12 protein-coding genes are annotated in these 10048 nt (G+C 67.1%); 11 read left to right on the forward strand and 1 reads right to left on the reverse strand.

What is annotated here, in order from left to right; all coding sequences use genetic code 11:
• The coding region (locus EB084_12365) for a serine/threonine protein kinase (GenBank protein ID NDD29049.1) at positions 1-903 on the reverse strand (903 nt) is incomplete at its 3' end.
• Positions 904-1003: 100 nt separating this feature from the next.
• Between EB084_12365 and EB084_12370 the strand changes: the two genes are divergently transcribed.
• The 11 genes from EB084_12370 to EB084_12420 all read left to right on the forward strand — a co-directional run.
• Positions 1004-1453, forward strand: coding sequence for a hypothetical protein (locus EB084_12370; GenBank protein NDD29050.1), 450 nt, complete (start codon positions 1004-1006; stop codon positions 1451-1453).
• Positions 1454-1477: 24 nt separating this feature from the next.
• Positions 1478-2503, forward strand: coding sequence for a hypothetical protein (locus EB084_12375; protein NDD29051.1), 1026 nt, complete (start codon positions 1478-1480; stop codon positions 2501-2503).
• Positions 2479-3639 (forward strand): class I SAM-dependent methyltransferase, encoded by a 1161-nt coding sequence (locus EB084_12380; GenBank protein ID NDD29052.1) that lies wholly within the window; start codon positions 2479-2481, stop codon positions 3637-3639. Before EB084_12375 ends, EB084_12380 begins: the two co-directional genes overlap by 25 nt.
• Positions 3640-3649: 10 nt before the next feature.
• A complete protein-coding gene (locus EB084_12385; protein ID NDD29053.1) occupies positions 3650-4936 on the forward strand; it encodes a hypothetical protein in 1287 nt (428 codons plus the stop codon).
• Between the two features lie 34 nt (positions 4937-4970).
• Entirely contained in the window at positions 4971-5255 is a 285-nt protein-coding gene (locus EB084_12390) for a hypothetical protein (GenBank protein ID NDD29054.1), read from the forward strand.
• Entirely contained in the window at positions 5252-6730 is a 1479-nt protein-coding gene (locus EB084_12395; GenBank protein ID NDD29055.1) for a hypothetical protein, read from the forward strand. Before EB084_12390 ends, EB084_12395 begins: the two co-directional genes overlap by 4 nt.
• A gap of 213 nt (positions 6731-6943) precedes the next feature.
• Complete coding sequence (locus EB084_12400) at positions 6944-7279, forward strand: hypothetical protein (protein NDD29056.1); 336 nt, start codon at positions 6944-6946, stop codon at positions 7277-7279.
• Between the two features lie 24 nt (positions 7280-7303).
• Entirely contained in the window at positions 7304-8182 is an 879-nt protein-coding gene (locus EB084_12405) for a hypothetical protein (protein ID NDD29057.1), read from the forward strand.
• A complete protein-coding gene (locus EB084_12410; protein ID NDD29058.1) occupies positions 8179-8493 on the forward strand; it encodes a hypothetical protein in 315 nt (104 codons plus the stop codon). The genes EB084_12405 and EB084_12410 overlap by 4 nt, the downstream gene beginning before the upstream one ends.
• A gap of 24 nt (positions 8494-8517) precedes the next feature.
• The gene (locus EB084_12415) at positions 8518-9393 is read left to right on the forward strand and encodes a hypothetical protein (GenBank protein NDD29059.1); all 876 of its coding nucleotides are present in this window, start codon (positions 8518-8520) and stop codon (positions 9391-9393) included.
• 104 nt (positions 9394-9497) lie between these two features.
• On the forward strand, positions 9498-10048 hold a 551-nt coding region (locus EB084_12420; GenBank protein ID NDD29060.1), incomplete at its 3' end, for an SGNH/GDSL hydrolase family protein.

Below are 10048 nucleotides of genomic sequence, written 5' to 3' on the forward strand. Positions count from 1 at the left end.
GAGCGCAATCCCCTCGATGTACCGGATCACCCACGACGGCGCGGAGAGGCTTGCGCACGCCGCCAGCGCGAGGAGCAGGCAGAGCGCCAGCATCGAGAGCGAGAGCGGGCTGCGACGGGGGCGTCCCTGAAGGGCGTCGCGAAAGCCCTGCATCGAAGCGAATCGGTCGGCGGCTCGCGCGCTCGTGGCCCTCGAGAGGGCGGCTTCCAGCGAGGGGGAGACCGCAACCCCGAGATCGCGCAGCGGAGGGAACGAGAAGCCGAAGCTCGCCGGATCACGTCGGGTCAGGAGCTCGAACAAGGTCACGCCCAGCCCGTAGACATCGGCGCGCTCGTCGGTGGCCAGGCCCCCGTACTGCTCTGGGGCGGCGTAGCCTGGCGTGCCCAGCGCCACGGTGTCTTTCGGGCTCTCGGTGCGCACCCGGGCCGCGCCGAAGTCGACGAGAACGAGCCGGCCGTCCGGACGAACCATGATGTTCGACGGCTTCAGATCGCGATAGATCACAGGAGGGCTCTGGGCGTGCAGATGCCCCAGGATCTCGGCCAGCTCGAGCCCCCAGGTGCGCACCTGGCTCTCAGTGGGGGGGTGGTCGCCGAGCCGGAGCAGGTGCTCGAGATCGTGTCCGGGCACGCGTTCGAGAACCAGCACCGTGCGGTCGTCTTGGGCGAAGAGGTCGATCGCGCGCACGATTCCGGGGTGGTCGAGGCGGTTGAGCATCTCGCGCTCCTTGACCAGCGTGCTCGAACGCTCGAAATCGGCCGAGAGGGCTGATTTGAGAACCACCTCGCGACCGCTCTCCAGGTCGCGGCCGACGAACACCGTCGACATCGTGCCCTCGTGCAGCACGTCCACTTCGTAGCGCTTCCGGATGAGCAGGCGTTCGCCCGACGGGATGCTCGCCATGACGGGGTCTCCGTTCGCTTTGTATCGGGCTGCTTCGAGGTGGAAGCCGACGACTCGATGAAGTATAATGCATTTCGAACGCTCTTTGGAGGGCACTCTGATGAAGTCACGCGCCGCGATGACTGTCGCGCTCGCTGCCTGCCTGCTGTCGGGCACGGCCTATCTCTCGTATCGCGCAGGGCGGGGAGGCGCTGCGCCACCCGGCAGTGCTTCGGTTGCGCGCGCGACGGCGGAGGCGGGCGAGGCCTCAGGCGCCCCTCCGGCCACGAACGGCGAGAGGGGCGCTCGCGCCGCGCGAAGCCGCCATCGCCACGACGGGTATCGCTCCGCCGCTTTCTGGAGCGGCATGGCGCTTCCCCCGCTCGCGTCGAGAGACGACGAATGGGTCGACGCCACGGTCGAGAGATGGCGCGTGCGCGGAGGGGAGACTGCCTACGATCAGCTGGGGTGGGCCCGCACCCTCCCCGAGGCGCTCAAGCTTGCGCGCCAGCACCATCGACTGGTGTTCCTGCTGGTCGATCGCGGCAACGTCTTCCAGTGCAGGGCCTGAAACGAGGGTTGCGAGTGGAGGACCGTGCTGTTCTCCGACCCCGAGTTCGTGAAGCTGCTCAACAGCTATTGTGTGACGGCCACCATCAACGTGTATCCGGTCGAGGCCGGCGACGGCGTGTCCACGGCTGATGCCGATTGGGTTCGCGCCAATGCGCCGGATCTCGTCCCTCTTCTCGATCAGCGCATCCGACTCGGCCCGGCCGTCATCTCGCCGGACTGGAAGTCGTTCAGCCGCATCTACATGGAGCATCAGAACCAGATGCGCGAGGCCAGCATCAATGGCCTCATGCGTATCGTCGACGCCCATCACGTCGAGAAGAGACCGCCCGTGCTGAAACCCTCCACCCGCATGCCGGCGGGGCTTGCCCCGACTGATCTGCTGCTGCGTCTCTCCGCTCGATTCCTCACGCCTGATCAGCTCGAGAAGCCGGTCGCGTATCGGCTGCCCAAGGGCTTGCCCTTCCGCTTTCCCCTCGAGGCGCACCGCGGGGCCGATGATGAGGTGCGCAGCATGTACCAGCTGCGCCTGCGTGCACCGGCGGCTACGAAGGAGTGGGTGGTGCTTCCGAAGCAGCGGTGCGACGCCCTGCTGCCAGCTCCTGGGGCGGCCGTGGGGCAGTCGTGGGAGATCGACGCCAAGACGGCCACCGAGCTGCTCTGGCTCGTGCGTCCCACGACGCATCAGTACCGCATCTCCCGGGAGGACGTGAAGTCTCTTCGGTTGCGCGCCACGCTCGAAGGGCCCAACCGGGTGAAGCTCGAGGGTGCGCTGCGTGTGCGCCAGTACTGGTTCCCCACCTCTGACGAGGGCATCTGGAAGGGAGACACCCTCGTAGACAACCACTGGGGCGAGACGGCGGTGTGCGGCTATCTCACGTTCGATGCCACGACGCGTCGCGTTGACGCGCTCCGTCTTGCAACCAGCGACGCCATGTACCGCGGCATCGATGACACCCAGCTCCCGTTCGTTGTCGTGGCCTACAGCGTGAATCCCCAGACGGTCTCGCGAGAGGAGCACGAAGATTGCGCACAGCCGCGGCGCAGGTAGACGAGACGACGCGCGCAAGACCTTCGGCGCACGCGCGTCGCGCCATCGTGGTCGTGGGGGTGCTGCTCGGGTTGAACGTGGTGGCCTGGAAGGCGCTGCAGCCGCTGTCGCGCGCGGTCGACCCCGCACAGGCGCCCGTGACCGTGTCGCCGTCCGCGATCACGCGGGCGGAACCGCCGCGGGGGGAGTCGCTCTCCACCCACCTGCGCGCCGCTTCTCGGAGCTTTGCGTCGTACCTCGAGGGGGTGCGCACCGCCGCGACGAAGGCCGAGCTTGAAGCACGGGCCCGTCAAGCCGAGAACGCGCTTCGGCCGTGCGTCGAGAGCGGTCGCGTTCCGGATCTGGGCGTGGCGCTCTACCATGCGTGGTGCGTGCGGCAGGCAGGCACGGCTGCGGCGGTGGGCCTCGACGCCATGCAGGAGGTGGAGTACCGTTATCTCTTCCGCGACGGCCCAGGTGGCGGTCTGGCGATCTTCGTGGCGCAGTGCGACGATCCGGATCGACCGCAGCCACGGGTGGTCCGCCAGATCCTGCGCGACTATTTCAGTGAGCCGAGAGCGGCGGTCTTTGCGGAACGGGCCGCGCCTCTTCTGGGGTCCCTTGCGGGCCGGTCGGTGGCCGACATCGGGTGCGGCATCGGGGTTCGTCTTCCGTGGCTCGTGGAACGGGTCGGAACGGGGGGAACGGTCTGGGCCGAAGATCAGGACGACGATGTGTTTGGGTTCATCCGATTCGCCGCTGCGAACGGCTTCCCCGATCTGCGTCGGGTGCGAACCGTGACCGGGAGTGATGTGACCGTGGGGCTGTCGCCCGCGACCATCGATGTGGCGGTGCTCGATGACATTCACGCCAACCAGGTGAAGGACGAAGATCTTGCGGGCGGCGGATCATCGACACGTCTCGAGAGCGGCCTGCGCTGGCTCGCTTCAATTCGCGCCGCGCTCCGCCCAGGCGGGCGCATCGTGATTCTCGAAGACGGTCGCGCGCAGCCCCGATGCCTCTCGCTGGAAGGAACCCGTCGCTTTCTTGCGCGGGGGGGCTTCGAGATCGAGCGGGTGGTCGAGCATCGCGATTCGAAGGCCCCTCCGGGGGCTCCGGCCGGCTTCTCGCTGAGCGCTCGCCGGATCGAGCCTTGAGAGGCCGCGCGTGAAGAAGGGCATCGGGCTCCTGCTGCTTCTCAACGGGCTCGCGCTGGCGCTGTGCCTGCGGGTTCCGAGCGCGCAGCGACACGCACCGACGCCGTCTCCGTCAGTGGCGTCGGCCCCCAACGTTCTGCTGGTGACCCTCGACTGCCTGCGTCCCGATCACGTGGGCGTGTACGGTCATCCTGAGTGTGTGACGCCCAGTCTCGATCGCCTCGCCGCGAGGGGAACGCGCTACCTGCACGCCTACGCGCAGTCCGACACCACCACCGCGAGCACCCTCAGCCTGCTGTTCTCGCGATGGTGCAGCCAGCTCTACTGCGAGACCCGAGACACCGGCGGCTACCCCGTTCCCACCTCTCTCTCTCGTCGGTTCAAGACGCGAGGACACGCCACGGCCGCGTTCGTCTCGTCGCTCGAGCTGGTCGATCCGCGCATCCGGGATGGTCTCGACACCTATGAAGGCCCCACTGAGACCACCGAGCAGGGGAGATGGAGCGCGCGGCACACCACCGATCGCGCACTTGACTGGCTTCGCCATCGCGCGCCCGGAGAGCCCTGGTTCATGTGGCTCATGTACTGGGACATGCACGGGGCCGACCAGCACTACGATGAGGCGGTGACGCAGAGCGATCGGTGTCTCGGAGAGGTGCTCGATGCCATCGCGGCGCGGGGCGAGCTCGACAAGACCATCATCGTGGCCACCGCCCAGCACGGCTACGATCCGGTGCACGGTCTGTCCGGCCACGGCCTCTACGAGCCGAGCCTGGCCGTTCCGCTCATCATCTCGGGTCCCGGGCTGGGGCCCGCGGGCAAGGTGGAGGAGGCACCCGTGATGCTCGTCGACGTCTATCCCACCGTGCTCTCGCTCGCGGGCTTGGAAGCCGTGCCGTGTGTGGGCCTCGATCTGCGGAAGTCGCCGCCGCTTCGCCGCCCCACCTACGCTGAGACCTGGAACCTCGAAGGGCGCAGCGTTCGTGATGGGCGCTGGCGATTCATCGAGTACATCAAGAACATCTCGCTCGGCCCGCACGAAGGCGTGACGTCAGGGACCCCCGATCCAAAGCGTCCGGGCTTCTTCATCTGCCGGGCCAAGGGGACATGTGAGCTCTACGATCTGGAGAGCGACCCCACCGAATCGAGGAATCTGGCCGAGAAGATGCCCGACGTGGCGCGAGCCTATCGTGAACAGCTGGCGCAGTGGCAGCAGCAGCGCGGGAGGAGCGAGGTGCGCGTGCCGATGAGCGACACGCTGCGACGCGCGCTGCAGCAACATGGCTACGATTTCTGACACCGCGCGCTGGCAGCGTCGCAGCGCGGGACTGATGGCGCTGGCCAACCTGCTTGTCGCGGTCTGCATCGGTGTTGCGTCTCGACGCCTGGCGAAGGTCGAACGGGTGCCGCCGGTGTCGTCTGAGATGCCCGTCGAATACCGGCGCGAGGTACGGTATCGCACGCTGCTGCTGCGCTATGGCAGCGAGCGGGTGTCGCGTGAGACCTTCCTGCGCTACGGCGCAGCCGACGAGTTCGCCCGTGCCGACGCGAATGGCGACGGGGTGCTCGATACAGGGGAGTACATGCGCGCCTGGCAGCGGGAGATGCGTCGATGAGCCCGGCCGCGCGTCGCGCGCGTGCGACGGCGACGGGAGCCGGGTTGGCCGTGGTCTGTGCCGCGACCGTGCTCGTGTTGCTGCTCTCTCGTCCGGCGTCGCAGGGTGCCTCCCCCGGCGGTGCATGGCGCCCGCAGCTGATCGTGCTCGTCGAGGTGTGCGGATTGCGCCCTGATCGTCTTGGCTGCTACGGCAACCCGGCGCCGGTCTCCCCGGTCATCGATCGCATCGCCGCCGACGGTGTGGTCTTCGAGAATGCATTCGCACAGGCAAATCACACCCTCTATTCGTCATCATCGATCCTCACGGGCCTCTATCCGAGCCGGCTCTTCACCGACGCGGCAACGTCGACGGGGCTCCCCGGCATCCAGGCACGGCGCGATGGAAACCGCGCGCTTCCCCCGCCGCACGCGCAGTCGTGGATCGCAAACACCGGAGACTTCCGTGCGGCGGCCGAGCACGCGACCGTGGCGTCGGAGCTGTCGGCGCAAGGATATCGCACCGTGTCATACGCCGGAAACTTCCTCGCACCCGCTCTCGGCTTCGGGCACGGCTTCGATGTGGTGCACAACGGCTTCACCGCGCTCGATTCGGCGGCCGTGACACAAACGCCGACCTTTGCCCTTCTCTATTCGCTGAACGGCCACCCCCCTTTTCGCGCTCCGCTGGGGCTTTCGAGGCTGCAGGCGCCAGGCTACGACGGCATCGGCCTCGAGCTGGTGGGGGGCAGCGCCTACGGCTGGATGTACGTGGCCGACGGGCGCTATCACGCGGCGCGCTACAAGGCCGATCTGGCCGCGCACCGGGAAGGTTCGCCCATGGATGCGGCCGACCCCACGGTTGGGCTCGAGGACGCTGACGTGGGGTACGTGCGGTCTGCCTACGACGGCGCCGTCACGTCACTTGACATGTCGCTCGGCGAGCTCATGGAGCAGATCCATGCGCTCCAGCTGCAAGACCGCACGCTGCTCGTCGTGGTGGGGGAGTATGGTGCCTCGCTGCTCGAGCACGGGTACATCTTTCGCGCGGGCCGGGTTGATCATGAGCTGGCCCACGTTCCGCTCATCGTGTGGGCGCCGGGGGCGCTTCGCGGGGGGGCGCGGGTGCGTGACATCGTCGAGCTCGTCGACGTGATGCCCACGATTCTCGAACTCGCGGGCGTGCAACCTCTCCCGGATCTCCCGGGACGCTCCCTGGTCGAGCTCGCCCGCGGCGGGGGGCGTCGCGAGTCGACGGAGGGAGACGGGTCTCGGGTAGCGATGAGCTTCAGTGTCGGGCAGATCTCGTTCTGGGGAGCGGCCGTCTCAGGGGTGCTGCAAGCCACCCCGTCGGGTTCGGGTCAGCGCAGCCCGATGCCCATGCGCATCGCTGATGGGCGGGGAGAGGGGGTTGTCTCGGGAGCCCAGGCCGACGCGGCAAGAGCGGCTTTCGAGGCGGTTCGCCAGGCCCGCCTTCGCCCAGGCTGGACCTTCTGACGCCTGTCCTCCGCTCTTCCGCACGTCGTCGCCGTGCGCGGTCGCAGCACGACATGGCCTTGCAGACACGGGGGAGGAAGGCGAGAACAGGGCGCGAACCTCACAGGAAGCGGTTCTACCGTTGCGATCAAGCGCTATGGCGCTTCTCCAGGCGTCGCGTTCCAGACCCTGCCCGGGGTGAGCCGGCCGACATTGCAGAGAGGGGCTCGAACCATGAGCACAGTCAAGCGCAGAGACCCGCGTGCTGGTCGCACGATGCTCTTCATCCTGCTCGCGTGCAATGTCGTCTTCCTCGGATTGCTTCTCTCTCACCGCGCGATTCGCAAAGAGGCGGCCTCAGAGGCGCCCAAGGTCACCATGGTCGATCACGCCGCCGTGGTGTCGGGCGTGCAGACCCGCGTCGATGAGGCCGAGCTCCGACCGGAGGAGCGGGTGGTCGATCAGATGGGGTGGCAGTTCGATGTCGACAAAGCGCTGGCAGTCGCGCGAGAGAAGCATCGACCGGTCTTTCTCTTCGCAATGTACGGCGACCTCGACGGGAAATGTTGAGCGGGCGGATCAGGATTCAGGGCCGTGTCGCTCTGCAACAAGTACATCAGTGACCGCATCAACCGGCACTTCGTGCCGCTGTACATGACGCGCGAGAAGGCCGTCGAGTGGCTGGCGCCGCGTGGCGTGAAGCTGCGGGAGAACCACAACGTGGTGCTCATCGATGAAGGCGGCCGTCCCAGAAATCTCACGACGCGCTACATCCTCGACCATCCGGAGGCGCTGGCCCGCACGGTCGATGATCTCATCAAGGAGCTGAAGCTGGCGGAAGGAGAGCCCCTTCCAGCCTATGTGCATCCCGTTCCCGCGGGAGGGCTGTCGGTGCGCGTTGTCACCCGCTACCCGGGACGCGTGCCCGATTTTCGCCGGGACTGGATCGAGCTGAGCGCCGACGAGGTGCGCCAGCTCCTTCCCCCCGACGGCACCTCGACCTACGAGGTGCCCACCGCGATCACCCGCAAGGTGCTGGTGGCCTTGCGACCTGCGCCAGAGAACCCCGCCCCGGAACGCCTCTCGGAGAACGACCCCGAAGATCAGGCCATCGCGCGTCTGAGTCAGGCGGCCTTGCGCGCGCGAGTGGTGCAGACCACGGGCACGCAGCGCACGGTGAGCCTCGAAGGCACCTTTCACCTGGCCCCACGCGAGCAGTCGGCGCTGCGCACCGTTCGACGCGACGGCATTGAGCAACAGGGCGCTCCTTCCGAGGCTGAGCAGAAGACCGTGGGGCACTGGACCTACATCGTCGAGGCGAAAGCGTCGATACTCGGATTCCTCAGATACGACACCGCGACCAACAAGGTGAGCGAGATCGAGATCGTCACCGACAGCGCCTCCATGGTTCTGGGGCCGAGCAACGAGAGATTCGCCTACGCCGGCATGGCGAGGCTCTACAAGACGCAGTGAGTGACACCGAGGCGCCTCCGGCGTCGGCGCCCGTCCGATGCAGGCGATCGCCGCTCTGCCTCACCCTTCTCCTGTTCCTGGCGGCAGTCGCTCTGCTGGCAGGAACTGAGGCGTTCAAGCCCTCGTCCGCCCTGGAGCAGATGACACGGGTCTCGCGACGGGTGAGAGAGCTCGATCTGAGCCGTGCCGAGAGGCGCTGGGAAGAGATCGGATGGGCGCATGACCTCGATGCCGCTGTTCTGACCGCCCATCGAATGCATCGACCGATCTTCGTCTTCACGGTGAAGGGCGATCTCGAGGGGGCCTGTTGAACGGAGGGCGCCGCACACAGAGCCGTGTCGCTCTGCAACCCAGCCCTGGTGGAAGCCCTGAGCCGCTGCTTTGTCGCCGTGGTGGTCGATGTCGACAAGATTTCCGGTCAGTCGATGGTGGGCAGCGCGCAGGCGGCCCGAATCGGCCAGATCGTTCGACGCAGCATCGAGAGTGCTCCCAATCTTCCCACAGTCCGCTTTCACGTGTTCGAGGAGTCGGGTGAGGTGACCCAGATGCCGACCAACGGCCTGCCGGCGCAGGTGGTGTCGTATGCCCGCGAGCACCACCTCGCCGCGGGGGAGCCGGTTCGCTACCGCAGCAACGCCTCGTCTTCGCCCGGATCGGGGGGGCTGCAGCTGCGCGTGGTCTCGCGCTTCTCTCCATCGCTCACCCTGTCTGAAATCGGACGTCGTTACGCGCCCATCTTCGGCCTTCAGCAGTATCAGGCGCCAGGTCGTGACTGGATCGTGCTGCCGCTCTCCGCGGTCTCCGCGCTGCTTCCCGAGGGTAGGGAGTGGCATGATGTCGCGCCGAGCGTGGCGGCTTCCATCGTCTCGCACCTGTATCCCCCATTCCCGCCTCCGCAGAGGAGGGTGCACGAGACATCGATGCAGACGCGCGTGCTGTCGATGGGCGCTGGCCGAGAGACCATCGGGCTGAGGGCGACGTACGTTCTCGAGCAGCCGGGCGTTGATGGCGGCGCGTTGCGGCCATACCCAGAGAACTGGGTGCAAGGCGAGATGGAGGGCTTCATCGAGCTCGATCCCACGACGCACGTCGTCTCACGGTTCGAGCTCGCGTCCACGCGGTCGGTCGACTGTGCCCGCGATGGACGCCGGTACCCGTTCAGCGTGTGTGCCCACCTTGTTCCAGCACAGGGCGACAGCGCATGTCCCTGACAGATCCACCGCCGGAAGCAGCGCCATCCGTGCCTCCCGCTTGCGCAACGACGAGCACGAAGCCCCGTGGCGGTCGCGGGGGGAGATTGCGCGCGACTGCGTTCATGCTGCTTCTTGTGGCCCTCGAGCTGCTCTGTGCGGAGGCCATCGCGAGCCACTACGTGGAGGCTCCCGTGGGGCTGCATCGCGCCCATGCGACACGTTTCTGGACGCTCAATCCAGGGCGCTGGTTCGACGGTCAGTGCCGCGACTTCGTGAACGTGAGCTCTATCGGGATTCGCGGTGCAGAGCCCGAGGCAGGGAAGGCCGACCTGACGGTTCTGCTCTTGGGTGACTCCTGCATCTTCGGAGCCGGTCTGAAGGATTCGGAGACCCTCGATCGCACGCTCGAGAAGGAGCTTGCGCGCGTGACCGGACGTCGCGTTCGTGTGTTCAACGGGGGGTGCAATGGCTATTCCAGCAGACAGGGGCTCGATCTCCTGGCTGAGCTGGGTCCGAAGCTCAAGCCGGACATCGTGGTTCTCGAGTACATGTACGGAGACGCCATGCCAGACACGGTTTCAGATGCCGTGCGACGGGGCAGTCCGTTCGTATCGTCGCTGCGCTCCCTCCTCTGGAGGAGCAGCATCTACACCTGGCTGCGTCAGCGCCTGGT

The sequence above is a fragment of the Pseudomonadota bacterium genome, assembly GCA_010028905.1.
Taxonomy (GTDB): Bacteria; Vulcanimicrobiota; Xenobia; order RGZZ01; family RGZZ01; genus RGZZ01.

Excerpts from the sequence above, each read along its gene's own strand:
- EB084_12395 (NDD29055.1), top strand. The coding sequence starts at position 5,252 with ATGAGCCCGGCCGCGCGTCGCGCGCGTGCGACGGCGACGGGAGCCGGG.
- EB084_12370 (NDD29050.1), top strand. The coding sequence starts at position 1,004 with ATGAAGTCACGCGCCGCGATGACTGTCGCGCTCGCTGCCTGCCTGCTG.
- EB084_12400 (NDD29056.1), top strand. The coding sequence starts at position 6,944 with ATGAGCACAGTCAAGCGCAGAGACCCGCGTGCTGGTCGCACGATGCTC.
- EB084_12390 (NDD29054.1), top strand. The coding sequence starts at position 4,971 with ATGGCGCTGGCCAACCTGCTTGTCGCGGTCTGCATCGGTGTTGCGTCT.